This is a genomic window from Mycolicibacterium brisbanense (genome assembly GCF_001570425.1).
Classification (GTDB): domain Bacteria; phylum Actinomycetota; class Actinomycetes; order Mycobacteriales; family Mycobacteriaceae; genus Mycobacterium; species Mycobacterium brisbanense.
The window spans coordinates 129,653-155,384 of the sequence record NZ_BCSX01000054.1 but is presented as its reverse complement, the minus strand read 5'-3'; the positions used below and the strand labels follow the sequence as shown (position 1 = coordinate 155,384).

The 25,732-nt window shown below is 64.4% G+C and carries 25 protein-coding genes; 10 read left to right on the top strand and 15 right to left on the bottom strand.

The genetic code is table 11. From position 1 onward, the window contains the following. Positions 1–55: 55 nt before the first annotated feature. The gene (locus RMCB_RS32420) at positions 56–1,033 is read left to right on the top strand and encodes an arsenic resistance protein (protein ID WP_005086280.1); all 978 of its coding nucleotides are present in this window, start codon (positions 56–58) and stop codon (positions 1,031–1,033) included. 12 nt (positions 1,034–1,045) lie between these two features. Here the strand turns inward: RMCB_RS32420 and RMCB_RS32415 are convergent, their stop codons facing one another. From RMCB_RS32415 to RMCB_RS32405, 3 genes are all read right to left on the bottom strand, one after another. Continuing rightward, a complete protein-coding gene (locus RMCB_RS32415) occupies positions 1,046–2,494 on the bottom strand; it encodes an ApeA N-terminal domain 1-containing protein (RefSeq protein WP_159402873.1) in 1,449 nt (482 codons plus the stop codon). Further along, positions 2,481–3,659, bottom strand: coding sequence for a hypothetical protein (locus tag RMCB_RS32410; RefSeq protein WP_234792322.1), 1,179 nt, complete (start codon positions 3,657–3,659; stop codon positions 2,481–2,483). The genes RMCB_RS32415 and RMCB_RS32410 overlap by 14 nt, the downstream gene beginning before the upstream one ends. A 213-nt stretch (positions 3,660–3,872) precedes the next feature. Further along, complete coding sequence (locus RMCB_RS32405; protein WP_062831994.1) at positions 3,873–4,301, bottom strand: hypothetical protein; 429 nt, start codon at positions 4,299–4,301, stop codon at positions 3,873–3,875. Between the two features lie 162 nt (positions 4,302–4,463). On the opposite strand from RMCB_RS32405, the gene RMCB_RS32400 reads away from it, so the two are divergent. Next, positions 4,464–5,825 carry a Mu transposase domain-containing protein gene (locus tag RMCB_RS32400; RefSeq protein ID WP_062831993.1) on the top strand — a complete coding sequence of 454 codons (1,362 nt, stop codon included), beginning with the start codon at positions 4,464–4,466 and terminating at the stop codon, positions 5,823–5,825. Beyond that, entirely contained in the window at positions 5,822–6,679 is an 858-nt protein-coding gene (gene istB, locus RMCB_RS32395; RefSeq protein WP_062831992.1) for an IS21-like element helper ATPase IstB, read from the top strand. Before RMCB_RS32400 ends, istB begins: the two co-directional genes overlap by 4 nt. A gap of 444 nt (positions 6,680–7,123) precedes the next feature. Here istB and RMCB_RS32390 read toward each other — a convergent pair whose 3' ends face one another. The 6 genes from RMCB_RS32390 to pstS (RMCB_RS32365) form a co-directional block, all read right to left on the bottom strand. Next, complete coding sequence (locus RMCB_RS32390) at positions 7,124–8,194, bottom strand: helicase associated domain-containing protein (protein WP_044520448.1); 1,071 nt, start codon at positions 8,192–8,194, stop codon at positions 7,124–7,126. Then, a complete protein-coding gene (locus tag RMCB_RS32385; RefSeq protein WP_044520449.1) occupies positions 8,191–8,931 on the bottom strand; it encodes a winged helix-turn-helix transcriptional regulator in 741 nt (246 codons plus the stop codon). The genes RMCB_RS32390 and RMCB_RS32385 overlap by 4 nt, the downstream gene beginning before the upstream one ends. Before the next feature lie 69 nt (positions 8,932–9,000). After that, on the bottom strand, positions 9,001–9,777 hold the full coding sequence (pstB, locus tag RMCB_RS32380; RefSeq protein WP_044520450.1) for a phosphate ABC transporter ATP-binding protein PstB: 777 nt from the start codon (positions 9,775–9,777) through the stop codon (positions 9,001–9,003). Positions 9,778–9,795: 18 nt separating this feature from the next. Continuing rightward, complete coding sequence (gene pstA / locus RMCB_RS32375) at positions 9,796–10,695, bottom strand: phosphate ABC transporter permease PstA (protein WP_044520451.1); 900 nt, start codon at positions 10,693–10,695, stop codon at positions 9,796–9,798. Further along, positions 10,692–11,666, bottom strand: a complete 975-nt coding sequence (pstC, locus tag RMCB_RS32370; protein WP_044520452.1) for a phosphate ABC transporter permease subunit PstC — start codon at positions 11,664–11,666, stop codon at positions 10,692–10,694. The genes pstA and pstC overlap by 4 nt, the downstream gene beginning before the upstream one ends. A 93-nt stretch (positions 11,667–11,759) precedes the next feature. Further along, positions 11,760–12,890 carry a phosphate ABC transporter substrate-binding protein PstS gene (pstS, locus tag RMCB_RS32365; protein WP_005086293.1) on the bottom strand — a complete coding sequence of 377 codons (1,131 nt, stop codon included), beginning with the start codon at positions 12,888–12,890 and terminating at the stop codon, positions 11,760–11,762. A gap of 360 nt (positions 12,891–13,250) precedes the next feature. Between pstS (RMCB_RS32365) and RMCB_RS32360 the strand changes: the two genes are divergently transcribed. Together RMCB_RS32360 and RMCB_RS32355 are read left to right on the top strand one after the other, a co-directional pair. Continuing rightward, the gene (locus tag RMCB_RS32360; RefSeq protein WP_044520453.1) at positions 13,251–13,916 is read left to right on the top strand and encodes an arsenate reductase ArsC; all 666 of its coding nucleotides are present in this window, start codon (positions 13,251–13,253) and stop codon (positions 13,914–13,916) included. Positions 13,917–13,977: 61 nt separating this feature from the next. Continuing rightward, entirely contained in the window at positions 13,978–14,274 is a 297-nt protein-coding gene (locus RMCB_RS32355; protein WP_044520454.1) for a DUF3349 domain-containing protein, read from the top strand. Positions 14,275–14,342: 68 nt separating this feature from the next. Here RMCB_RS32355 and RMCB_RS32350 read toward each other — a convergent pair whose 3' ends face one another. Further along, positions 14,343–15,968 (bottom strand): toll/interleukin-1 receptor domain-containing protein, encoded by a 1,626-nt coding sequence (locus RMCB_RS32350; RefSeq protein ID WP_084388663.1) that lies wholly within the window; start codon positions 15,966–15,968, stop codon positions 14,343–14,345. A 428-nt stretch (positions 15,969–16,396) separates the two neighbouring features. Then, positions 16,397–16,750 (bottom strand): ArsR/SmtB family transcription factor, encoded by a 354-nt coding sequence (locus RMCB_RS32345; RefSeq protein ID WP_084388662.1) that lies wholly within the window; start codon positions 16,748–16,750, stop codon positions 16,397–16,399. An 85-nt stretch (positions 16,751–16,835) separates the two neighbouring features. Between RMCB_RS32345 and RMCB_RS32340 the strand changes: the two genes are divergently transcribed. Genes RMCB_RS32340 through RMCB_RS32325 form a run of 4 tightly spaced genes read left to right on the top strand, consistent with a single transcriptional unit; the run spans position 16,836 to position 21,278 of the window. Then, on the top strand, positions 16,836–18,170 hold the full coding sequence (locus tag RMCB_RS32340) for an NAD(P)-binding domain-containing protein (protein WP_044520458.1): 1,335 nt from the start codon (positions 16,836–16,838) through the stop codon (positions 18,168–18,170). Then, entirely contained in the window at positions 18,167–19,414 is a 1,248-nt protein-coding gene (locus RMCB_RS32335; RefSeq protein ID WP_090518279.1) for an MFS transporter, read from the top strand. The genes RMCB_RS32340 and RMCB_RS32335 overlap by 4 nt, the downstream gene beginning before the upstream one ends. Further along, positions 19,411–20,586 carry a flavin-containing monooxygenase gene (locus tag RMCB_RS32330; protein WP_234792321.1) on the top strand — a complete coding sequence of 392 codons (1,176 nt, stop codon included), beginning with the start codon at positions 19,411–19,413 and terminating at the stop codon, positions 20,584–20,586. Before RMCB_RS32335 ends, RMCB_RS32330 begins: the two co-directional genes overlap by 4 nt. Further along, positions 20,523–21,278: an alpha/beta fold hydrolase gene (locus RMCB_RS32325; RefSeq protein WP_234792320.1), complete on the top strand. Its 756-nt coding sequence runs from the start codon at positions 20,523–20,525 to the stop codon at positions 21,276–21,278. Before RMCB_RS32330 ends, RMCB_RS32325 begins: the two co-directional genes overlap by 64 nt. 59 nt (positions 21,279–21,337) lie before the next feature. On the opposite strand, the gene RMCB_RS32320 is transcribed toward RMCB_RS32325, so the two are convergent. Together RMCB_RS32320 and RMCB_RS32315 are read right to left on the bottom strand one after the other, a co-directional pair. Then, on the bottom strand, positions 21,338–22,288 hold the full coding sequence (locus tag RMCB_RS32320; RefSeq protein ID WP_044520459.1) for a TauD/TfdA family dioxygenase: 951 nt from the start codon (positions 22,286–22,288) through the stop codon (positions 21,338–21,340). A gap of 44 nt (positions 22,289–22,332) precedes the next feature. Then, complete coding sequence (locus tag RMCB_RS32315) at positions 22,333–22,686, bottom strand: Rv2640c family ArsR-like transcriptional regulator (RefSeq protein ID WP_044520461.1); 354 nt, start codon at positions 22,684–22,686, stop codon at positions 22,333–22,335. A gap of 198 nt (positions 22,687–22,884) precedes the next feature. On the opposite strand from RMCB_RS32315, the gene RMCB_RS32310 reads away from it, so the two are divergent. Beyond that, positions 22,885–23,799 carry a hypothetical protein gene (locus RMCB_RS32310; protein ID WP_234792319.1) on the top strand — a complete coding sequence of 305 codons (915 nt, stop codon included), beginning with the start codon at positions 22,885–22,887 and terminating at the stop codon, positions 23,797–23,799. Between the two features lie 51 nt (positions 23,800–23,850). On the opposite strand, the gene RMCB_RS32305 is transcribed toward RMCB_RS32310, so the two are convergent. Together RMCB_RS32305 and pstS (RMCB_RS32300) are read right to left on the bottom strand one after the other, a co-directional pair. After that, on the bottom strand, positions 23,851–24,117 hold the full coding sequence (locus RMCB_RS32305) for a helix-turn-helix transcriptional regulator (protein WP_072278586.1): 267 nt from the start codon (positions 24,115–24,117) through the stop codon (positions 23,851–23,853). Positions 24,118–24,414: 297 nt separating this feature from the next. After that, entirely contained in the window at positions 24,415–25,503 is a 1,089-nt protein-coding gene (gene pstS / locus RMCB_RS32300; protein WP_005086308.1) for a phosphate ABC transporter substrate-binding protein PstS, read from the bottom strand. Positions 25,504–25,732: the final 229 nt, after the last annotated feature.

The window sequence follows — 25,732 nt, the reverse complement described above, 5'->3', positions numbered from 1 at the left end:
GCGTGGTGCCGGCTATCTCCCGTGCCCGGTGCATGCTGAGGAAGGACGTAACGTCTTGTCGTCACCGCTGACCGAGTGGCTCGAACGCCACCAGATCCCCATCTACCTGGCCGGGCTGGCCGCCGGGGCTGCAGTCGGGGCAGCCTGGCCCGCCGGCGAGCATGCGTGGGAGGCCGCCATCTACCCGGTACTCGGCGCCCTGCTGTACGCGACGTTTCTGCAGGTTCCGTTCACCAAACTGACCGCGGCGTTTCGTGAAGTCCGGTTTCTAGCCGCGGTCCTGGGCGTCAACTTCATCGTGGTGCCACTTGTGGTCGCCGCCCTGACCACCTTTGTGTCCATGCCCCAAGCGGTGCTGCTGGGTGTGCTGCTGACCTTGCTGACACCGTGCATCGACTACGTCATCGTGTTCTGCGGCCTAGCAGGCGGCGACAACCAACGCCTGCTGGCCGCCGCGCCGCTGCTCATGCTGATCCAGATGCTTGCATTGCCGCTGCTGTTGTGGCTGTTCGTCGGTCCCGAACTCGCCGACATCGTCGACGTCGGCCCCTTCCTGGAAGCCTTCCTCATCCTCATCGTGGCGCCCCTGCTGTTGGCCTGGGCCACCGAAGGGCTTGCAATGCGCCACCGCAGCGGACAAGTGATCTCCTCGGCGATGGCCGCGGCGATGGTGCCACTGATGACAGCCACGCTGTTCGTGGTGGTCGCCAGCCAATTCCCCAAGATCAGCCACCAGGTCGACCAAGTTCTCAAAGTGGTCCCGATCTACGCCGCGTTCCTGCTCATCATGGCGCTGCTCGGGTTGGCAGTGGTGCGACTGCTCCGGTTCGACAGCGGACGTGGTCGGGCCCTGATCTTCAGCGGCGCCACCCGCAACTCCCTGGTCGTACTCCCGCTAGCACTGGCACTACCAGCCGCCTACGCGACCACCCCCGCCATCGTGGTCACCCAAACTCTCGTCGAACTGCTCGGCATGATCATCTACGTTCGCGTCGTCCCAAAGCTGATTCTCACTCATCCCGCGGATGGGTAGTGTCTGGCATTCTCACGCGGAAAACACCTTTGGCCATGAGTGACGCCAGTTGTGGCATTGATCGTTGAATCGCTCTGAATCTTCAGTTGTCTTTGCGAGGATCGAACCATCGATTCCGGCCTCCATGAAGAGGCGAAGCGTCAGCATCCAGTGCAGCGACTGGTTCAGTGCGTGCATGCGGCGGATCTGGTCGACGCTGAGCCCGTTCTGCCCGAGACCGTGCGCCAGAGCGATGCGTTGGTTGACGACCTGCTCTTTCCAACGGCTCAAGCGTCCGATGCAGGCGGGGACAGCTTCAGCGACCGGCTCAGCGAGAGCTTTGACTCGTTGGGGATAGCTGTATTCGTGCCAGTACTGGCGTAGAGCTGTTGAAAGAGATTGAGAGACCTCTGTCGGCATGTTCGAAGCTTCAACCGCCTCCAGCGAGTTGTCGATCTGCTCGACGCTGAATCGTCGTGCATCTGGATCGAGTGTCCGGTGCAGAGCCTCTACAGCGGTCGCCAGAGACAGCGCATCTGCTTCTACAGTCGGATATTCGTTTCGGATGACGGCGGCAAGGATCTGAGGCACGGGTGTCGTGCGTTGGTGTAGATCGAACCATCGCGGAAGGAACTCGAGTCCGACGTGCGGTCGGGTGAATAGCAGTTCGCCGGCGGTCTCGGGGCCGGCCGGATCGATCTGGTAGCCGTGTACCGAGCACCAGGTATCGGCCCAAACGTCCAGCGACCGTATGACGCACGGCTTGCCGGACAACAGCGTCATGAGGTCGGCGAGGGGGCGCAGGACTCTCATTGCGATGTCCGGAAGGCTCCAACCCTGAAAGAGCTCGATCTCGAGCTGACTGGTCGTGGTGACATGGAGCCCGCGCAAGTCAGGAGGACTGTGCCGTGCTGATGGTGCGAGGGTGAGATAGCCTGCGCCATTGGCGAGTTCGGCATCAAGTGATTTGTTTCGTACATTCATGTGCCAGTCGAGCTTGAGCGGGTCACGCGGATAGACCGTGGTAGCGAGTGCGGGAAGTCTGGCCCACTCGGCGAGGTTTGTGACATCGGGCCGAACACCGCAAAGGGGCGTGTCTGGATCGGGCAGATGTTGGCCCGCGACACACCACGTGGCTTTGAGCCCTTGTCTAGACGGACCGGCGTTTTTGCCGGCAAAGAATAGGCCGGCCAGTTGTGTTTGGTGCGTGGTTTGTGCGTCCCAGAGGGTGACCTTTCGCGGTTTCATCGGGATCGAACCGAGGACGACCATGTCGTCAGGTTGATCGCTGAGCTTCACGGCCGCCTTACCTGGCCCGGTGTTCCTGATCAAGAACATTGGCGTGATCTCCGGGCTGACCTCTAGGCGAACATCAGTGCCATCGACGCTGAGCATCCCCGACACCGGAGAATCGTCGGCATCGGGCAACCAGAATTTACCTAGTGATTGAGCTGTCTTGGAAGGGAATTCAGCGTTGGTCACCTGTGAATCTCGCTTCTTCTTGGTTAGGTTCAACGGTCCGCTGCTCTGGGGTTGCGCCACTGGTGACGTTGACTGAGCCTGGCATGATCTTGTCTCGCAGGCTTGCCGCCCTCCGAGTCGGCGGGACGGACGGATCCTCCCCTGGTGCGCGTTGACTGAAGGCATTGACCATTTCGTGCCCTAGTTCCGGCCAGGCGAAAGCCGCCATCTTCCAGCAGTTGTTGAAGCCGCGTCGTTGGAAGCTGATAGCTGCGGGCCGGTAAATCTTTCTGACTGGTGGTGATTCGAAGGAGATGTTGTATTCGAAGCCGCCGATCTGGATGTAACCGCCAAGAATCTCGCTTTCAACGTTTGCCGGTCGTACCCGCACCGAGTTCCCTTTGATCCAGTAGTCCGCGTCTCGGTCGAGCATCACATACATGCCCCGGTGCTTCGGCCATTGGGCTCCCCGCCATAGGATTTCGGTCAGTGTCGCGGTGGTCACCCCGAGACGAAATCGGTAGGCGACGTGCCCGTTGACCGTGAGGGCGCCGGACTCGATCGCTCCCCAGAGAACTTTGAGTAGCCACAGTTCAAAGTACGGTCCGCTGATCAGTGTGAAGCCGTTTGGGAAATGCGGCGGCATTCCGGTATGCCAGTTCATGTCGAGCAGATCGTCTCGCAGGTGGGTGAAGAATTCCGCCGCGACCTTGTCCAGAGGCGACAGGGCCCGGTTGTGTCGACTGCACAGGATCTTCGATGACATCGAGTTGATACCGATGGTTTTCCGTTTCGGCGTTTTTCCTTGCCAGGCCGCACCTTCGACGGCGATAACTTTCTTGTCGTTGGATACGCGTTCAAGCAGGTCGTCGCTGATCCAATGCTCGCGGGTGAGTTGCTCATCGCAGTCCTGGCTGCTGCGGGCGTAGCAGCCAGGGTTGCCGTACTCGGTGCGCGGCCCAGTGATGAGAGCTGGCGGACGTTCTGCGACCCATGTGTCGTCGGTGGCTCGATGGCAGTGCTGAGCTTGCAGCCCTGAACCACATGGGCAGTCATGCTCGGGGGCGGGGCCGTAAAAGGGGTTGAACGCAACGTCAGGGTCGTGCACGACCTCTAGGAGTTCTCTCATCGGCGGCGCAGCCCTCTGGCGTGCGAAGACCGCGTTTTCAGCCTTGCGAACGCACACCGAAAGTGACGATAAGACGTCGACCTAACATGGACTCAGAAGATCGCAGTACCAGGCCGCGCGATCTGCCCATCGGCAGCCGAAACGCCTAGTCGGCCGGACCACAAGAATGCTTACTAGCGCTATCGCATCGCCTGCATGGAGCAGTTCAGCTCCTGTCGAGATGTGAATTCGGCGCGGGTGACTGTTTGCAATTCGGCGTTGCAGTCTCTGTCACGACAAGGGTTCATGCCGCCGGCTCGCGGGCACACTCACACGCCTGCGCAAATGGCGTGTAGCGAGTTGCCGGAACTCGGCCTCACCGAGCTGTCCTTTGCAGAAGGCGATTTCGATGTCGTCCCAACTGCCCGCCTTGTACGCATCAGTAGCAACGCCTCCAACGGATGCCGGGGCGCCGAAGGAGTACTGACGATTCAAGAGCTGGTTCATCATCTCGTCCCCATCGATCAGCCCTGCGACGTGTCGGTCGATGATCTCAGCAGGCGCCTGTTCAAGTTGTGAAGGATCGTCGGTGAACCGACGCAAGATACGTTGCACCGCCGGCACCGAGTAAACGCCGACGATGTCGCTGATTTGCGTGTGAGTCAGCCCACTATCGGTGGCAGCCTGGTAGATCGCGCGGTCGAGTTCACGTTTCTGCACCCGGTAGAGTGCGGCGTTGGCCGCTGACCGCGCTCACTGAAATTCCCCACTGACGCTCATCGAAAATCCCCACCTGTGTGGCTCCGCCGAGAAGGGCGGGCCTCCCTCGATGCTGCTGGTGTCTGACGCCAGTAGCTCCAGTCGAAGGAGGCCCGCTTTCTCATGCTCACATGGGAGGACGACATGGAAGTACACGCCCTGCGTAAACGCGGTTGGACGATCTCAGCGATCGCCCGCCACACCGGTTTCGACCGCAAAACGGTCCGCAAGTACCTGGCCGGTGACGGCCAACCCGGGGTCCGTGCCCGGCCCGGCCCTGATCCGTTCGTACCGTTCGTCGACTACGTCACCGCGAGGCTGATTGATGATCCACACTTGTGGGCACGCACCCTCTACGACGAGCTCGAAGACCTGGGATTCGGGCTGTCCTATCCGAGCCTGACCCGCAACATCCGTGCTCGCAATCTGCGCCCGACGTGTGAGGCCTGCCGCACCGCCACCGACCGACCCAACGCCATCATCGTGCACCCACCAGGTGAGGAAACCCAGTGGGACTGGCTGGAATTGCCCAACCCACCCGCTTCGTGGGGCTGGGGCAAGAAAGCCTTCCTGCTGGTCGGATCGCTGGCGCATTCGGGAAAGTGGCGGGCAGTGCTGTCACCGTCGACGGACCAACCGCACCTCGTGGCCGCCATCGACCGCATCGTGCGTGGTCTGGGCGGGCTGACCCGCATTTGGCGGTTCGACCGGATGGCCACCGTCTGCGATCCAGGCTCAGGACGGGTGACCGCCTCGTTCGCCGGGGTCGCCAAGCACTACGGAGTCTCGGTGGCGATCTGTCCGCCGCGGCGCGGGAACCGCAAGGGCGTTGTGGAGAAGATCAATCACACTGCTGCACAACGCTGGTGGCGCACCCTGGCTGACGAACTGACGGTCGAACAGGCGCAGACGGACGTGGATCGCTTCGCCCGGCTGCGTGGCGACACCCGGATCCGTGCCACCGCCGACGGGCGATCCTCGGTGGCCGCGGTCGCCAAGGCCGAACCACTGCACCCGGTGCCGCCCACTGCCTATCCGGTGATCGTGTCGGAGACCCGGACCGCCTCGCGCCAAGCGTTGGTGTCCTACCGCGGCAACCGGTACTCGGTGCCTCCGGAGCTGGCTGCCGCGCAGGTGAGGGTCAGCCACCCGGTCGGTGGTGAGTATCTCGATATCGCCACCACGAGCGGGATCGTGATCGCGCGCCACCGCATAGCTGCCGATGGGTTGGGGGCGATGGTCCGCGACAGCGGCCACGTCATCGCCCTGGATAACGCCGCAATGGCCACCGCGAACACGGGCAAACCGCACCGCCGCAAGGAACGCATACCACCTGGACCGGCCGCCAGAACCGCTGCCGCCGAACTCCTTGCACGCCGCGATACCACCGCCAATATGGCCGAATCTGCGACGCCATCAACTGATCCCACTGTCATCGATTTGTCCGTCTACGAGCGGGCCGCCCAGAAAAGGACCCTGCAATGACCCCCACCGCCCGCACCCCGAAAACCACCGTCCGAACCACCGATGCCCCGACGCCGGCGGCTGCGGCGAGCCGCTATCAGCAGCTGCGGTCGCACCTGGCCGAGCTCAAACTCACCGCTGCCGCCGAAGCACTGCCATCGGTGCTCGATCAGGCCACCGCGGAGGGTCTGTCGCTCACGGTGGCCTTGGAGCGGCTGCTGGCTGTGGAGGTCGATGCCAGCACCGCCCGTCGGCTGGCGGGTCGGCTACGGTTCGCCAGCCTGCCCACCCCGGCCACCCTCGCCGATTTCGATGTCGATGCCGCCGCCGGCATCGACCGCGCTCTGATCGACGAACTGGGAACCTGCCGCTATCTCGAATCGGCGACCAACGTTCTACTGATCGGCCCACCGGGGACAGGCAAGACGCATCTGTCAGTCGGATTAGCAAGGGCTGCAGCCCATGCCGGGTATCGCACCTACTTCACCACCGCCGCCGATCTGGCCGCCCGGTGCCATCGGGCTGCGATCGAGGGACGCTGGGCCACCACCATGCGCTTCTACGCCGGACCGACCCTTCTGGTGATCGATGAGCTGGGCTACCTGCCTCTGCCTGCTGAGGCGGCGTCGGCACTGTTTCAGGTTGTGTCCCAACGGTATTTGAAGACCAGCATCGTGATCACCACCAACCGCGGGGTCGGCGCCTGGGGCGAAATCCTCGGCGACACCACCGTGGCCGCCGCCATGCTCGACCGACTCCTGCACCGCTCAGTGGTCATCAACCTCGACGGCGAGTCCTACCGACTACGAGACCACCACGCCGCAGCCGACACCCTACGACGAGCCGCCACCGGAACCCGCCAACCACTACACTGACCGATGCTCACAGGTGGGGAATTTCAAGGAGCACAGCTGGGGATTTTCGACGAGCGCGATCACCGCCAGCCGAGTCAGCGCCGTCTCACTCATCCCCCGAATCACTCCAGGGTCCTATGCGCATCACAGGATGCGGTCTGCCACAGTCAAGCGCAGTGGACATCTCGCTATCCGGCTCGCCGATATCCGGGCCGACACTGATGAGCCTCAGCAGTCGGGGAACCGTGATGCCCCTGAGCGCGGCCTCGGCTTCGAGAGCACTCTTTTCCTGCGGGAGCAGGCGTACCTTGACCTGTTCCGTCAGGCGGCGATTCTCAGAATTGGACACAACCCCTCCTCAACCCACAGGAGTCCAGCGTCTCGGCGAGCAACTCAGCTAATGGTACTACTAGTAGTGCATACAGTTGCGGTGCTTACGGGATTGGGGCACGCCTGCTACCGACTTCACTGGATCTTCCAGGACCACCCTGGCAGCGCTTCAAGTTGGGAGACTCTGGTGGATGGCATGCGGCCGCGGTCGTGTGCGTCTCGTTGGGCGCGTGCCCAGTCACCGACGGGATAGTCGTCGTAGGTGTGTCCGCGGGGCGGATTGGCGTGGCCGTTCTGATCGCTGTAGCGGCGAAGTGCGTCAAATCCGCGCTGCCACTGAGCATCTAGGGGTGACCATTGCCATCCTGGCAGTGACTCCAGTGCTGCAGCTTGCTGTTCGGGTAGGGTGCCTTGCCGGTACTGATAGCGCTTGCCGGTCACCCATGCGCCGAGCCGGAATCCGTCGATGACGGTGTGTTGACTGGGCGAGGCATGCCCGTTTGCGGCCGCAAAGCTGGTGAGTGCCTCGAAACCAACGGTCCACTGCTCGCGTTGGCGGCCCCAGCTGAAGCCGCGCAATGCCTCGAGTGTGGCGATCCGCTCCTGCGGCAAAGTGCCGGCACGGAAGTCTTCTCGGCAGCGGTGGAGCCATTGTCCTAACGGGTACCCGTCAAGCTCGGCATCTTGCTGCACGTCGTCGAGACTTCGGTGGAGTTTGATGTAGCGTTTGGCGGCCAGTATCCCTTGCTTCCAACGTGTTTCGTCCTGATCCCATGTCCAGCCCGGCAGTTTGTCCAGGAGGGTGATCTGGACCAGAGACAGCTGGCCGCTGAGCTGGGCGCTGCGTTGCGCCGCCGCCCAGGCCTGGATCTCGACGCCGTCGATGACGGTCGCCTCGAAGCCAATGATGCTGCGGTGCTTGCGCGCGTAGGCCTGCACGGTGTCGTAAGCGTGGCGCCAGCTGTCGGGGCGCGAGGGTCCCCACTGCCAGCCTTCAATGCGTTCGAGCGCCTTGACACGTTTGGCGTCCAGCGCGCCGTTCCAGTAGTCGTTTCTGCACTGAACAACCCATTTGCCGAGGTCAACGCCAAATGCCCGGACACCTCGCGCGACGTCGGTGGTTCCGCGCGCATCGCGATAGGCCTTCAACGCTTGCAGGGACCGTGTCCACTGGTCGGCCTCGGAGTTGGTGTCGGTGGAACTCACGTGTAGATCGAGGGGGCCAGCCGGTATCCGGCACCACGGATGGTGCGGATGAACTCTCCGTGTTCAGCGTCGACGCCGAGTTTGTCGCGCAGCCGTTTGACGTGCACGGCCACGGTGTTGGTGTCAGAGACACGCCCCCACACGGCGTCACTGATTTCTTCGGAACTGACGACTCGGCCACGCTGCTTGATCAAGAAGATCAGCAGTTCCAGTTCACGCTGGGTGAGTTGGACTTCGCGGCCACGAACCCGGGTTTCGTAACCATCGGGATCCACATGGATGGGTCCGGCGAAGAACGTGGCCGGCTCGTCGGGGCGCTTGTCACCGCTGAGCGCGAATGGGGCGATCGCGGTGATGTCATAGGGCCGGGCGATGACCGCCGAGGCACCGGCTACGAGGACCTGGCGGGCCACGTCGTCATCTTCGGGCGCCGAGCCAACCAGGATCGGTAGGGACCACCGGCCACGCACTGCTGCGGCGATGGTGGCCGCGTCGACGATCTCGGTGCGGGCCTGCAGCACCAGCGCGTTGGGCGGTCCGGCACCGACTGTCAGCAGCGCTTCAGCGCCATCGCTGCACCACACGGTGTCGATTCCGGTGCGTGCGGCGTCCTCCATCAACTGTTCGGCGATGATTGCATCGGTGTCGACGAGCAACAGACTGCCGCGCGCAGGCCCCACGGCAGCACGAAATGCTGGCCGCGTGAACTCGTCGGCACGGCGTACCTCGATCGTCAAATCGTGTACCCCACTCTTCTTCTCACGCGCTCGCAAAACCCCCGTGCGTGATGCGCATCCCGCCGACTATTAGCCAAATCGGCCGGAGATGTAGTCCTCGGTCGCCTTCTTGCCTGGATTGGAGAACATCTTCTCGGTGTCGTCGATCTCGATAAGCATGCCGGGCTTTCCGGTGGCCTCGAGGTTGAAGAACGCGGTCTGATCACTGACACGGGCGGCCTGCTGCATGTTGTGGGTGACGATGACGATCGTGTAGTCCTGCTTGAGCGTGGAGATCAGATCTTCGATGGCCAGCGTCGAGATCGGGTCGAGCGCCGAGCAGGGCTCATCCATCAACAGCACATCGGGCTGCACGGCGATGGCACGGGCGATGCACAACCGCTGCTGCTGACCACCCGACAGACCACCGCCGGGCCTATCCAGGCGGTCCTTGACCTCGGTCCACAGGTTCGCGCCGCGCAGTGAACGCTCGGCCACCTCGTCGAGGGTCTTCTTGCTGCGCACACCCTGCAGCTTCAGCCCGGCCACCACGTTGTCACGAATCGACATGGTGGGGAACGGGTTCGGACGCTGGAACACCATTCCGATGGTCTTGCGCACGCCCACCGGGTCCACCCCGGCGCCGTAGATGTCCTCACCGTCGAGCAGCACCGAGCCCTCGACACGGGCGCCAGGTGTTACCTCGTGCATGCGGTTCAGCGACCTCAGCACCGTGGACTTGCCGCAGCCCGACGGGCCGATGAACGCGGTCACGCTGCGCGGCTGCACCGACAAACCCACGTCGGCCACGGCGTGGAATGCGCCGTAGTAGATGTTGACGTCTTTGAGGTCAATACGTTTGGCCATGAGGAACGTTCCTTGCGGTTAGCGGTTGCGGGTGAGGAGGCGTGTCGCGATCGAGGCCAGGAACATCAGGATGCCCACCACGATGATCAGCGTCAACGCAGCACCCCAGACACGCATTTGCCCGGCGGGTTGGGGGTTGATCAGTTCGGTGTAGATGAGCAGCGGCAGCGATGCCATGTTGCCGTCGAGCACGTCGAAGTTGATGGATCTGGCGTATCCCACCAGGACCAGCACCGGGGCGGTCTCACCGATGACGCGGGCGATCGACAGCAGAATGCCGCTGATGATGCCGGGCAGCGCGGTGGGCAGCACGACGCGAGCGATGGTGACCCACTTGGGAATGCCCAATGCGAGGCTGGCTTCCCGGAGTTCGTCGGGCACCAGTTTGAGCATCTCCTCAGTGGAGCGCACCACCACCGGCAGCATCAGCAAGACCAGTGCCAGCGATACGGCGAAGGCACTTTGCGGGAATCCGAGGGTGGCGATCCACAACGCGAAGATGAACAGGGCAGCCACGATTGAGGGCACACCGGCCAAGACGTCGACCATGAAGGTGGTCACCCGAGCCAGCCGGGAGCGGCCGTACTCGACGAGGTAGATGCCAGCCATGATGCCCAGCGGGATCGCGATGATGGCAGCGATGCCGGCCTGCACCAGCGTTCCGTAGAGCGCGTGGTAGATGCCTCCGGCGAAGGATTCGGGCAGCACACCTTGCAGCGAGCGAGTCCACCAACCCGATTTGGTGACGCCCTGCCAGCCCCTCTCCACCACGATGTAGAGCACCCAGAACAACGGGATCAATGCGACCCCGAATGCTGCGACGAATAGCGAGGTCGCGATGTTGTTCTTGATGCGCCGACCGACGCTCACCGAGTGGAACGTCTGGCTCTTGACCGGGCTGTCGAATGCGGTGGTCATCCGTTGACCTTCCCTCCAGCAATGCCGCGGGCGGCCGCGTTGACCACGAAGGTCAGGGCGAACAGGACGAAACCGGCGGCAATGTAGGCGCCGGTAGGCAGTGGTGCACTGAATTCGGCTGCCGCCGAGGCAATTTTGGAGGCGAAGGTGTAGCCACCGTCAAACAACGACCAGCTACCCGGCTGTGCTGCCGAGCGCAGGATGATCAGTACCGCAACGGTTTCACCGAGCGCACGACCGAGGCCCAGCATTGAGGCGGCGATGACACCGCTGCGACCGTACGGCAGCACCGTCATACGTACCGTTTCCCATTTCGTGGCACCCAAAGCCTGGGCGGCTTCGATCCGGGAGATCGGGGTCTGGCGGAACACTTCCCGACTCACCGAGGTGATGATCGGCAGAATCATCACCGCCAGCACCACGCCGGCGGTGAAGATGGTGCCGCCGCCCGCCAGCGACACGTTTCCGGTCTCGAACAGGAACAGCCAGCCCAAGGATTTGTTGAGGAAACTGGCTACCGGCTCCAGCCAGGGAGCCAGGATGAAGATTCCCCATAGACCGAAGATGATCGAGGGCACCGCGGCGAGAAGGTCGACCAGCGCGCTGAACGGTCGGGACAGGCGTGCCGGTGCGTAGTGGGTGAGAAACAGTGCGATGCCCACCGCGACCGGCACAGCAAGTGCGAGCGCGAATACCGAGCTGAGCACAGTCACCATGAACAGGTCGCGGATGCCGAACCTCAAATTGTCGGCGTCGGCGGTGTTGAACTCGGTACTGGTGAAGAAGTTGGCGTGGTTGGCCCCGAGCGATGGAATGGCGCGGATCAGCAGGAAGATCGCAATGAGTGCGATCGCGATGACAATGGTCGACCCCGCCGCGACAGCTAGCGCCTTGAAGATACGGTCACCGAGCTGGCCGCTCCCCGCGCGGATCGCGCTCGTCTTTTTGGTGGCCTTGTCCGGATCAGGCATAGATGCAGTCTCTCCCCTTTCGGGGGCCGCCGGTGTAGACGGCCCCCGAAAGGTTCCCGAGATCTCTGGCTGTAAGGCCATCAGTGATTCCGATCAAGCGATCGCGTTGACAGCGGCAGACAGCTTCGATTCGAACGCAGCCGGCAGCGGGATGTACCCGTTGTCGGCCAGGCCTTCCTGACCCGCACCGATCGTCGACTGCAGGAATGCCTTGACGGCCTGGCCGGTGTCGGCGTCGGGGTACTTCGAGCAGACGATCTCGTAGGTGGCCAGCACGATCGGGTAGGCCCCGGTCTCGGTCGGCTTGTAGAACGAAACCGTGTCCAGCACGAGGTCGTTGCCTTCACCCTTGATCGTGGCGCCCGAGATGGTCTTGCCGACAGTCTCGGTGCTGATCTCGACCGGCTCCGGGCCCGCCGAGGTGACGATCTTGGCCGTCGACAGGCCCTGGGCCTGGGCGAAGGACCATTCGTTGTAGGTGATCGATCCCGGGGTGTTCTTGATGGCCGCCGAGGTGCCCTCGTTGCCCTTGGCACCCTCGCCAACTCCGCCGGCGAACGCCTTGCCCGCACCCTTGCCCCAGGCACCGTCAGACGCTGCGTCGAGGTACTTCTGGAAGTTGTCAGTGGTACCGGACTCATCGCTGCGGAACACGACGGTGATCGGCTGCGCGGGCAGCGTGGCCGACGGGTTGAGCGCCTTGATCGCCGGGTCGTCCCAGGTCTTGATGGTTCCGTTGAAGATCTTGGCGGCGGTGGGCCCGTCGAGCACCAGCCCGTCGACGCCCTCGAGGTTGTAGGTAACCGCGATCGGGCCGAACACCACCGGCAGGTTCCAGGCGGGCGATCCACACCGCTCGGCGGCCTTGTCGTACTCGCCCTTGTCCTTGCTCAGCGGGGAGTCAGAACCACCGATGTCGGTCTGCTTGCCGACGAACTCGCTCACACCGGCGCCGGAGCCGTTGGAGGTGTAGTTGAGGGTGTAGCCCGAGCAAGCCTGCTCGTAGGCGTTGACGAACCGGGTCATGGCGTTGGCCTGCGCAGTGGACCCGCTGGCCTTCAGCGACTTCTTGCCTGCGCAGTCGACACCTGACGATGAAGCCTCGCCGGCGGCCTTGGTCGCGCTAGAACCAGATTCTGCATTGTTGTCACTGCCACACGCCGAAAGCACCAGGCTGCCTGCGGCCATCAGGCTCAGCGCAGCACCGAAACGGTTGAGCTTCACGTAGCTCCTTATTAGAGGTCAGGGTGGTCAACTCCCGTTGCCACCACGGCGGGCCAAGCCGCGGAACGGCTGTTCCGCCGAGCAGAACCGATGGCTGCTCGGGACCTGAACCTAAAGGTTGCCAGTGAACCCACAGCACAACCCGGATGAACGGAAGATGAACCACCTTGACGGCCTCAGGTCGATTCACGCTGCCCTCTTGACGGCGCCGATATAGCTCAACAAGTATTGAGTCAATATTTCTGGACTGAAATCGTCGCTCCCGCCGAGAGGTCCGCGCCTACCGCTCCATAGGTGTGGTCCTCCAGAACCCCTGACGTCCGCCACTTCGCTATAGGCCCGAAGGAGGTCACTGCCACCATGTCCGACAACGTCGCCACCCACCTGCGCTCCGACCTGTCCATCGATCAGCAGCTCGCGCTCAAGACCGCAGCGGTTCGGCTCGAAAACGAGTTCACCGACAGCTTCGGCATCGAGACCATCGAGCGATTTCTGCACTCCTCCTATGACCAGTTCGCGAGCAGGGCCTCGATCCCACGGTTTCTGCCGCTGCTGGCCGAGCGCTTCGCACGCCAACGGTTACGGGCGCTGGCCAAGGTGGAAGGCAAGAGCGATACCGGCAAGCCGACCGTGCTGTTCCTGTGCACGCACAATGCCGGTCGCTCCCAGATGGCCTTGGGATTCTTCAGCCATTTCGCCGGGGATGCGGCGGTGGCGTGGTCGGGCGGCTCGGAGCCGGGCAATGAGATCAACCCGGCTGCGGTGGCCGCGATGTCCGAACGCGGGATCGACATCTCCGGTGAGTACCCCAAGCCCTGGACTGAGGAGATCGTTCGGGCTGCCGATGTGGTGATCACGATGGGATGCGGCGATGCCTGCCCGGTCTTCCCGGGTCGCCGCTATGAGGAATGGAAGCTGGAGGATCCGGCGAGCATGAATGTCGATGCGGTGCGCCCCATCCGCGATGACATCGAACGCCGAGTTCGTCAGCTGCTCAACGAACTTGGCGTTGCCGCTCATGCGTAACCGCTTGCGCCACCGATTCCCTTCGTCGGCTTGCGCTACCCGAGGGCGCGGGGCCGGTCGCATGGGACCTCAGCCCGGCGCCCCGCTGCGTTCCGCGCTGACCGCGGCGATTGGGTGGCTGAGGGCCGGCTATGCCGAACAGGCGCCACGCACAGGGCATGCGACGTTGATCGCACTGCACGGGCCGGCGTCTCTGACGGCGCGCCAGCTCAGCTGCGCGATCGCCGCGCTCGGCGACGGCCCGTCATCTTCTGCTGACATCGACGTGGCAATCACCATGGCCACCAACCGGTTACCGACACCCAGTCAGCGTTGCGCCGTCAGCCGGGCATGGCGGGATCGTTTGTTGCCGCAGTGATCGGCGGAGCGGGTGCTGGCCATCGATCACGATGGCCAGCAACACACTCGCAGGCTCGGCGCCCACCTTCACCACCTGTGGCTGGCGATTTCCTTGAAGGTCTCGTCGTATTGCTTGGTGGCATCTCGTGCGCGATCCGGTGACCCGCCGAACAGGCCAGCACGCAACGGTTCCCACTGCTCCCCGCGGAGCTGCAGTTCATCGGCGAAGTCTTTCACCGGTTCGCAGTGACGGTGGGCATAGCGCCAGGTGGAACGTCCGAACCACTTGTTTCGGGAGTAGGACGGGCGGCCAGACTCAGCGGCCCGCATGAATCCGAGGTCCTCGTTCACGACTCCGACGGCAATCTCGGTGTAGTCGAACGCATCCTGGTAGGCGTCGTCGTCCGGGAACTGGTCTACGAAGCTCGGCTTCAAGATAGCGAACAGCCACTCGGAAACCGGGGTGTGGAACTTCCCGTACTTCTTGTTGTATCCAGCCAGGGCGGTGGCAAGGTCATCATCGGTGGTCTCTGAGCGAGCCAGGATGTGGGCCGCGACTTCGGCAGCTCCGCCGAAAGGTGTGTAGGGGCTGACGGTTTCGATGATCGCCACGCGTTTTCCCTGCAGGCGGGGGTTCGGGACCACATTGTCCACGATGAGCGCCCGGAAGTTGTCCCAGCGGCCCTGGCCACTGGATGCCATGGCGGCGACGGTAACCGTGAGGAGGCTCGGGAGGTAGCGCAGCGCGTTGAGCGAGTCGCCCACCATCTTCACCGCCTCCGCAGTGAGGGCGCGGATGCCTTTGATCCACGGCGACAGCGACTCTGGGGATCCCCAGCGTGCAGCGACCTGAAGCGATGCACAGAAAGGCTCGACCAACCGCCAGTAGTCGATCGCGGTTTCCGCAATCTGGACGATGTGCTCGTCGTTGGTGGTGCCGGAGAACGCCGAGGGGAAACGCTCGGTGTCACGCATGCCTGCCAGCATGTTGGAGATCTCCTGGGTGATCAGTTCATCGAGTTCGATCTCCCGGGACGGGTCGCGGATCATGTCTTTGGTGAGCCGCCGCAGCAGGGCTGGACGCTCGGCAGCGGCGGCTTCGCTGACTGCTGTTCGAACGGTGGCGGGGTCGACCCCGGTCAGGCCCATGGCCTTCTTGGTGGCCTCGATCAGTTTCACCACGTTCTCGGCGTAGTTGTCGCCGAACAGGTCGATGTAATTGATGTCGCGAAGCGTCCGGCCACCACCAAGATCCCATTCGGGGATCTCGCAGTCATCGAATCGCACGGGAATGAGCCAGGTTCGGCCAGGCGGGCGCAGGCGGAATTCCTCTGCAGCGAGCGTGATCTCTTCATTCTGGTAACTCTTGGGCTTGCCGGTGGACTTCGTTGAGAAGCATGCGAGGAAGGCCAGTGAGCCAGAGCTGATCGCCTCGCGGATCTTGGCCTTCCACATGTCGCCAGGCCCCAGATCGGCCCTGTCCCGCCAGTGCGGAATGCTGGCCGCGTTCAGCAGGTTGCACAGCTTGTCGACGTGATCGCTGTCTTCATGGACATAGGAAATGAACGCGTGCTCGGATGCGGACTGCTCCGTCATGGTGTTGTCGTGACCTTCCGTCTCGAAAGTTCTCCGGCCCAGCGTTCGCTGAGCCGCTCTTTGGGTGGCTTCGCAAACACTACACCTAGTGGTCATCGAGCTGGGGGCATACAACATGTTCTGAATAACATTTATGGAATTTCCAGCTCAGGACATTGCTGAGCATGCAGGCATCGGCGTGTCGCCAGAACAAAAAGAGCCCCGCACTCGACGGAGTGCGGGGCTCTCAATAGTTCATCGGTGCCCTAGGTGCCACCCAAAGGTCACGACATCGACACTGTGCAGGATCGAGCACCACAACGTCAACTACCGACAAGGGTGAGGTTGCCGAGCTCACACTTCGAACCCCGATTCGGCACCGTGACCGAAACCGCAGGCCCGCGGCACCGGATTGCGCGGGCAGACCACTCGGAGCCACGGCCCAGATCGAGGCTGGGCGTGAAAATTACTGCGATTTAAGAGAATTGGCGCCAATGGCCGACAACTGGCCGAACAAGGACGGCCCGCCTAGGACAGAAGGGGCGGCGGGGCGGGTAGACCTGGGACTAGCGGGCCATCAGCAGGTGCGCGACACGCTCAAGCGCGACTTCGTTGACCCGGTAGTAGGCCCATTTGCTGCGCTGCTCACGGCTAACCAGGCCAGTCTCGACGAGCAATTTCATGTGGTGCGACACCGTCGACTGCGACAGACCCAGGGGCTCGGTGAGGTCGCAGGCGCAGGCCTCACCGCCGGCCGAGGCGGCGATCAGTGACAGCAGCTTGACTCTGGCCGGATCGGCCAGGGCCTTGAACACCGCCGCGAGCCGTTCGGCTGCCGGCGTGTCGATCACACCGCCGGTCAGCGGAGAGCAGCACGCACCGATATCGGTGGCGGTCACCGCGACAGTTGCGCTGGCCATGACCCCAGTATGCCACACACATTGACAAACATCGATGTATCGAGCATTGTCGATGTATCGATAGTTGTCGATCCGAGGAGAGAAGATGTCCGACCTGCCCGTTGTTGTGATCGGTGCCGGCCCGCAAGGCCTGGCTGCCGCTGCGCACTTGTTGGAACGCGGCCTGACGCCGCTGGTGCTGGAGGCCGGCAGCGGGCCGGGTTCGGCGATCCAGGGCTGGTCTCATGTACGTACGTTCTCGCCGTGGCCCGAGTTGATCGATCCGGCGGCTGCCCGGCTGCTGGCTCCGACCGGGTGGGTAGCTCCGGCTTCGGGGTACCCCACCGGGCAAGAGTGGATCGACGACTATGTGGCGCCGTTGGCGCAGGCCCTCGGTGATCGGGTGCATTACGACGCCCGGGTAGTGGGCGTTTCGCGTCAGGGCCATGACCGGGTGCTCAGCACCGGGCGTGCGGAATCCCCATTCGTGGTGCGCATCAGCGATGAGGCCGGCGCGCAGTCTCGGGTGTTGGCCCAGGCTGTGATCGACGCCTCGGGGACCTGGACGCAGCCCAATCCTGCGGGCGCCGACGGTCTTCCGGCCATCGGCGAGCAGGCGGCTGCCGACGCGGGTCTGGTGACCTACATCCCCGCCTCGCGCAACCAATCTGAGAAGTTCTCCGGTAACCATGTGGTGGTCGTCGGCAATGGCCATTCAGCGATGACCGCAGTCATCGAGTTGGCCGAGGTGGTCCGCGAGGATCCGTCCACGCAGGTGTCGTGGGTGTGGCGGCGCGGCGCGGTGGGTGATGGTTTCGGCGGCGGCGAGGCCGATGCGTTGCCGCAGCGTGGCGCGCTGGGGATTCGGGCCCGGGCGGCTGTCGATGCCGGACTGGTCAAGCTGCACACCGGGTTCCGCACCGAGCGCGTCGATCGCGTCGAGGACCAGGTGGTGCTGGTCGCCGACGACGAGCGCACGCTGGCGCCGGCTGATCATGTCGTGGTGCTGACCGGTTTCCGGCCTGATCTGTCGTTCCTGTCGGAGGTGCGACTGGATCTGGACCCGATCCTGCAGGCCCCGGCCAAGCTGGCCCCCGAGATCGATCCCAACCTGCACTCGTGCGGCAGTGTGCCCCCACACGGCGCGACCGAGCTTGCCCATCCCGACGAGCCGGGCCTGTATCTGGTGGGGATGAAGTCCTACGGGCGCGCCCCGACCTTCTTGGCGTTGACCGGTTATGAGCAGGTGCGCAGCGTGGCCGCGGAACTGGCCGGTGACCACGAGGCGGCGCAGCGCGTCGAATTGGTGTTGCCCGAGACCGGTGTGTGCAGCGGCGGCGGCCTGGTTGATGACGCTGAGGCGGCCAATGAGGGCGGCTGCTGCAGCACGGCCAGCGCCCCGCAGCCGTTGACGTTGTCACTCAATCCGATCGGCGGATGACCTCACCGCGCAGTGCATCACTGCCGCCCCGCGCCGGCTCGCACGGCCCGCGCGGGGTGCTGGTGACGCTGTGTGTCACCGAGATCATCAGTTGGGGTGTGCTCTACTACGCCTTCCCGGTGTTGTTGCCCCAGATCTGCGGCGACACAGGGTGGTCGGCCTCGGCGGTGACTGCCGCGTTTTCCGCAGGCCTGCTCACCTCGGCGATCATGAGCGTCCCGGTGGGCCGAGCGCTGGACCGCCATGGCCCCCGCTGGGTCATGACAGGTGGTTCGGTGCTCGGTGTCGCCGCACTGCTGGGGATCGCCGCGGCCCCCACCTTCGGGTGGTTTCTTGCCGCGTGGGCGCTGGCCGGCGTGGCGATGAGCGCGGTGTTCTACGCGCCGGCGTTCGCCGCGCTGACGCGGTATTTCGCTCCCCATGCTGTGCGGGCGCTGACCGTGCTCACGTTGGTCGCCGGGTTCGCCAGCACTGTTTTCGCCCCGCTGACCGCAGTGCTCTCGGCGCATCTGGATTGGCGTACCACCTATCTCGTGCTCACGGCGTTGCTGGCGGTGGTGACCATCCCGGCCCACCTCGTCGGACTGCGACAGCCGTGGCCGCCGATGATCCATCACCATGCGGTGCAGGCTGCGACCCTCACGGCACGCACCCGCCCCTTCGTCGCCCTGACGGCGGCGTTCGCGCTGGCGGCGCTGGCCTCCTACGCCGTGGTCATCAACCTCGTCCCGTTGATGGCCCAGCGCGGGTTCAGCACCCAGGCAGCGGCGGTGGCCCTCGGCCTCGGCGGCGTGGGCCAGGTGCTGGGCCGGATCGGTTATCAGAGTTTGGTGCAGCGCTTCGGCGTCGTCACCCGCACTGCGCTGATCATGGGCATCGTTGCGGTCACCACCGCACTGTTGGGACTGTTCACCTCGCTGGCGGCGCTGATCGGCGTCGCGATCGTGGCGGGCATGGTGCGCGGCATCATGACGCTGCTGCAGGCCACTGCCGTGACAGAACGCTGGGGCACAGCCCATTACGGGCATCTCAGCGGAATCCTGTCAGCACCATTGATGTTCACCACCGCACTAGCCCCGTTCATCGGCGCCGCACTGGCCACCGCGCTGCACGGCTACGCGGCCATGTTCGTCGTCCTGGGCGCGGCCGCCGGCCTGGCAGCGGTCTTGGCCACCGCCACCGGCGTGGCAGCACCCGAACTCACCACCGGTACACCATCGACGAAAGAACCGTCACGGCAATGACTTCCGCCTCACCACGCGACGCGATCGTGATCGGTGCCGGCCAATCCGGACTGGCCGCCGCCGCCGCGCTACGCGACCGCGGCCTGCACCCGCTCATTGTGGACGCTCGTGGTGAACCCGGCGGATCCTGGCCGGACTACTACGCCAGCCTGACCCTGTTCAGCCCCGCCCGCTACAGCGCGCTGCCCGGCGTGGCATTCCCGGGCGATCCCGACCGCTATCCGCATCGCGACGACGTCATCGACTACCTCCGCGGTTATGCCGCAGGGCTGTCTGTGGACATCCACACCGGCGATGCGGTCACCACCGTCACCGGCGACCCGAGTGGCTTCACCGTCTTCACCGCCGCGGGCCGGCAGTGGAGCACACCGATCCTGATCGCCGCGACCGGAAGCTTCGCCAAGCCCTACCTGCCCAGTTTCCCCGGAGCCGACACGTTCACCGGCCAACTGCTGCATGCCAGTGCCTACCGAAGTCCCGACCCGTGGGCCGGGCGGCGCATCGTGGTTGTGGGCGCCGGCAACTCGGCAATTCAGATCGGTGCCGAGCTGGCTGAAGTCACCGACGTATCCCTGGCCACCCGAGACCGGGTGCGGTTCATTCCGCAGCGACCGTGGGGTCGCGACATGCACTTCTGGTTCACCGTCACCGGCCTGGATGCCGCACCGATCGGCCCGTGGCTGAACCAACCGCCTACCGTTCCGGTGTTCGACCACGGCACCTATCGGGACGCGCTCACCGCCGGTCGTCCCGACCGGCGACCGATGTTCCGTCGTCTCGACGGCGACTCGGCGGTGTGGGCCGACGGCACCCGCGAACAAGTCGACACCGTGCTGTGCGCGACCGGGTATCGGCCCGCGCTGGACTATCTCGCCGACCTGGGGGCACTCGATGACCGCGCGCTGCCCCGACAGCGGCGCGGGTTGTCGCGCACTCACCTGGGGCTGGGCTTCGTAGGTTTGGAGTGGCAGCGGTCCCTATCTTCGGCGTCGCTACGCGGCGTCGGCCGGGACGCCACCTATGTCGTGGATAAACTGCTGGCCCGCAACCCTTCCCGCCAAGGCGCGTGGCAACGACGAGCAGCCACGGGTGGCTGCGCGGCGGATCGGTGCGCTCAGCTGACGGCACGGAGATCACGTACCTGGTGCGTGGTGAGGGCCCGGTCCTGGTAGCGGTGCATGGCGGCCTGGGTACCGCACTAAGTCTGATGCCGCTGGCCGACCATCTCACCGACCGGTTCACGGTCGCCCTGATCAATCTGCGCGGCCACGGAACCAGCCAGCGTGGCCTGTCACCGCCACACATCGACCGCTACACCGAGGATGTCGGCGCAGTCATCGACACGCTTGGCCCGATCGATGCCCTGTTCGGCTACTCGTTCGGTGCTGTTGTCGCACTGGAAACCGCGCTGTCCGCACCAGATTTGGTGCCGCGCCTGGCGCTGTATGAACCACCGCTGCCGATCACCTACCCCATCCCGGATCCGGAGTGGATCCGCGGCATGCTCGACGCAGGACGCTACGAGGAGTTGGTCCTGGATGCGCTGGGCCGCGGGGGCGGCGGACTCTCACCGGCCGAAGTTGCTGCCGCACGGGACAACCCGTTGTGGCTGGCCAACGTGGCCCATGCCTCCACGCTGCTGCCCACCATGGAGGTGCTGTCGGGACTGCCCGCTGATCTGCGCCGCTACGCCACCCTGCACACACCCACCACCCTGGTGTCGGGCACCGCCAGCGCGGCGTTTCTACACCAGGCCATCGACCTGCTCACGCACGAGCTTCCCCACGCCACTCTGGTGCAGCTGACCGGCCAAGGCCACCACGTCGCGCCCGAGCCCTTGGCCGAGGTGCTGAAAACGCAGTGATGGTCCACCGGCGGGATGCGAGCAGACCAGCGTTCGCATCCCACCGGTGCCTGGAGGTGTCAGCGCGCGGTCTGGTTGGGGATCCCGCCGCGGAGCAGCTCGTGGGTGGTCGGGGTGTCGGTCGTCAGCCACAGACGCAACAGATGGCGCCGCCGGCTCAGTTCGTCGTGGTCGGTGTATTGCTCGCGTGAATGCAGCACCGTGGTGTTGTTGAGGATTTGCACGTCGCCGGGCCGAAAGTCCATTTCGATGTGAAAGCCCGGATCGTTGGCGATGTTCTCGACCAGGCGCAGCGCGGCCAACTGGTCATCGGACAGTCGAGGTGCGCCCGCGTGCTGTTGGGAGTCGCGGATGTACCAGGCGATGAAAAACAGCCGTGGGACGCCGTCGATCTCGGTGATCGGTGCCAGTTCGAAGAATTCGGGTTCACCGGCAGGCTGTTCCCCGTTGCGGCTCCACGGCATGGGTTGATACATCACCTCCACCAGGTGCGGGTCTTGGCGCAACATCTCGTTGTAGACCGCGTGGGCGCTGACAATCTTTGATTCGCCACCGGTTTTGGCCGGATGTAGACACAGCAGGCCGACCAGATCTGAACCGTCGCTGTGGAAGTCCTGGCGCAGATTTGTCCGGTACTTGCGCACACCTGGGCCGTGCTGGCCGCGCTCATCGCGGATATGGGTGAGCAGGTTGGCGTGGCGATCCTGACCGACGGGCTGGCCCAGCAGGCTGCCCAGCCCCAGGTAGGCGTGCTCAATCTGAGCCTCGGTGAGGTCTTCGATCGGGAAGTCGCGCAGCCGCACAAACCCCGCTCCCCGCTGCAGCATGGCCGCCCACCGCGCGGCTGCCGGGGCGAAGTGACGTGCCAGGTCCTGCTGCGCTCCGCCGCGCCCGTAGTCGATGAGAGCCCGGCGGTCCGCGGGCGAGAGGTCGATCGACCATGCGTGCTCATCGGGAAAATCGGCGGGCGTCCACACCGACGGCAAATCCACTGGCACTGAAGCGGTCACGGGAGAACTCCTTCTCGAGAGGGCGAACGATGGGATTGATTGGGTTAGCAGCAGGTAGCCAACACGCCGCGCAAGGCGTCGAGGGCAGCGACATGGGCCCGGTAGTAGACGTTCATCCCGCGTCGCTGCGACAGCGCCAATCCCGCCTTCTTCAACTGGCCGAGATGGTGGCTGACGGTGCCGTCGGACAGACCGACGGCGGTGGCCAGGTCTTGAGTGCACAGCTCACCGTCGCGGGCGGTCAGCAGGATCGATATCAGCCGCAGCCGAGCGGGGTCGGCCAATGCCTTGAGACGCAGCGCGAGCGCGACGGCGACGTCCTCATCCATCGGCGCCGCGGAGATCGGGGCGCAACAGATCGGGGCACTGACATCGATAACAGGCAACGCCTTGGGCATGCCGCCAACCATAACCATCTATTTGATATATATCAAATAGCTCAGTGCCGGATTCCCGACGTCGAGCACGGTGGCGGCGGTGCTCGCGTTGACGTGCGTGTCGGCGGTGGCTGCGACACTGGGGGCAGCGGCCGCGCCGGTGTGCTGGGCGGGTTGCTCGGATGCGCCGGGGGTCGGCCATCTGCAGGGGCGGTCGACATGGGGGCGGTCGTGGACAGTGCGGTGATCGATGGGACCGATCCGGCAGTCGTGGTGTCGGCGCAGGAGTTGCGGGCCTGGACCGATGCCGAGGTCGAGGCCGCGACGTTTCGGTGCTGCGGCTGCAGCGTCGAGATGTACCCGAAAGCCCACCGCCCCGACCGACGAGTGCAGGCGCACTTTGCCACCAAACCGCTTCGCCAGCATGTGAATTGCACCCTGGTTGATGAGACCGCCGCTGCCGGTGGCGTGATCGCCGGCGGTTCCCCTGGCCGACTGCCGGTGCTGCGTCCGACCCGGCTGGTCGAATCCGAGGACCGCAAGATCAGCGGGGAACCCGCCGCCAGCTTGTCGCCGAGTGCAGATCGCCGCCGCACCTCGCTAGTGCCGGTATCGGCGACAGGTGACGTACGCCGGAGAACGTCGGGCAGCGCGATCGCCCGATCGATCAGGCCATTCGCAGCGGCGTTTCTGGAGATGAGCGCCGAGGAGCGCCGAGGGTCGCCGATCGAGCTTCCGGGCGTCAACGCCGACCGGTACCAATTCGCGTTCAAAGGACTCCCGCGCCGCGACATCGTCCGGCTGCCGCATCGGCGGGTGCTTCATGCCCAGCTGCGCTGGACGGGGCAGATCTCCGACGTCGACGGCATCTACCGGGTTGAACTATATGCCGGAGAAGGTTACGACCCCGACTCGCGCCGATTCACGCGGCCGTGGACGCTGGTAGTCGACCATCGAGACTGGACCTCGGGGCAGCGCAACCATTTTCGCGATGAGTTCGCCTCGGTGTCGGGTGCGGCACGTGATCATGGCTTGACGCCGTGGGCGTTTGCGCTGGCCGATCAGAATCCCGCAGAGCTCACCGAATTGACCCTCACCCGCCGCGCGTATGTCGCGTTCTTACCCGGTCAGTGAATCGCCACCGGGCGACCACCCTCACCCCCGGACGGACACCCACGGACTGTGTCAGGTGTCCATCGAGTCGTCGAGCAGGTCACTGGCCGGCACTCCGAGCACCTCGGCGATGTCATAGAGCCGCTCAAACAACAGCCCGCGCTTGCCGTGCTCGACGTGGATGAGCACATTGCGCGTGACGCCCGACTCCAGGGCGAGCGCTTCCTGGGTTAATCCTCGTTCGAGCCGCAAGCTGCGGATACGACGTCCCACAGCGCGGCGGCGCTGGGCCCACTGGGCGGCTCGTTCGGGGTCTGTCTGACTGGGTCGGGTCGGCACGCCACCCAGTAGTCAGTTCAGCAACACAAGAGTCTGCCCTACTAGTAGTACATTGGACTGGCGGGGTCTCAGGAGTGGCTTTTCCGAAGCGCCGGTGCGAGGAGGACCTAGGCCCGGCCGCGCAGGAGGCGGGTGACCGCCAACCAGACGCCCTCCAGTGCCCTCCTGAGACTCCGCCCCGCTTACTCAGATCCGTGCGTCAGACGCTGGCGCCCTCGCCCGGAGCGCAGGCGCGTGAGCGCAACGGCGCGAGACCGGTTGTTGCCGAAGATGGTCGGCCTCACTGCGGGGCCGCGGCTAGGTGATGCTGTCGACTGCTGTCGAGACCTTGGATTGAAAGTCGGGCGGCAGCGGGATGTAGCCGCTCTTGTTGAGCCCGGTCTGGCCGGCGGTGATGGTGGAGTGCAGGAATGCCTTGACTGCCTTGCCTACCTCGGGGTCGGGGTATTTCGAGCAGACGATTTCATAGCTGGCCAGCACGATTGGGTAGGCGCCTTTTTCGGTGGGGAGATAGATCGGTTTCAGGTCCAAGACGATGTCGTTGCCCTGGCCGGTAATTCCGACCGAGGAGATGGTTTTGCCGACCCAGTCCGAGCCGATGTGCACGATGCCGGCAGAGGTCCGGATGTCGGCGGCGGCCAGTTCCTTTTCGATGGCATAGGACCATTCGTTGTAGCTGATGGCACCCTCGGTGTTTTTCACGACCTCCGAGGTGCCCTGATTGCCAGGTGCGCCCTGCCCCGTGCCGCCCTGGAATGTCTTTCCGGCGCCGTGGGTCCACGCACCTTCGGAGGCAGCCTGCAGATACTGCTGGAAGTTGTCGGTGGTGCCAGATGAGTCGCTGCGATAGACGACATGGATGTCGAGGGCGGGCATTTTTCCGTTGAGTGCCACGAGCGCCGGGTCGTCCCATCGGGTGATGGCGCCGGTGAAGATCTTGGCGATGGTGGGTGCGTCGAGGGTCAGCACGTCGACCTCGCTGAGGTTGAACGTGATGGCCAGGGGGCCGAAAGCGGCAGGCAGGTTCCAGGCGTCCGAGCCGCCGCAGCGTTGCTTGGCAGCCGCGTATTCCTGACCTTGTAGCGCAGTGTCTGATCCGCCGAAGTCAGTTTTGCCGTTGAGGAATTCTTCGACGCCGGCTCCTGAGCCGTTGGCGGTGTAAGTGACCGTTTTGCCCGGACAGGCATCCTCGTAGGTCTTGATGAATCGGGTCATCGCGTTGGCCTGCGCGGTGGATCCGCTCGCGGTGAGGGTCGGCGTGCCCCCGCAGTCCACCGTGGCGTTCTTGGCGTAGGGCTGCACGGGTCCGGTGGTGGCGCACCCAGCCAGAAGCAGTGCCCCGCCAACGGCCAGAGCTGCCGCCGTGCGGGATCGGCGAAGTGTCATGTCGACTGTGTCCTTTGCGTTCGTCTGGATAGGGGTGGATACGTGTTGGCCTGGGCAGTCAGCCGCACATCGCTGCGGGTTGACCAAGCAGGTGGGACACGGTGTGCGCCGACAACGGCGTGGCCACGGTGCCGTGCCGCGGCGTCGATTCGGGCCGCACCATTCGCCTGCGGCCCGTCCGCATATCGCTCAGCCATGATTGCCTCAATGATGATTGAGTGATCTCGTG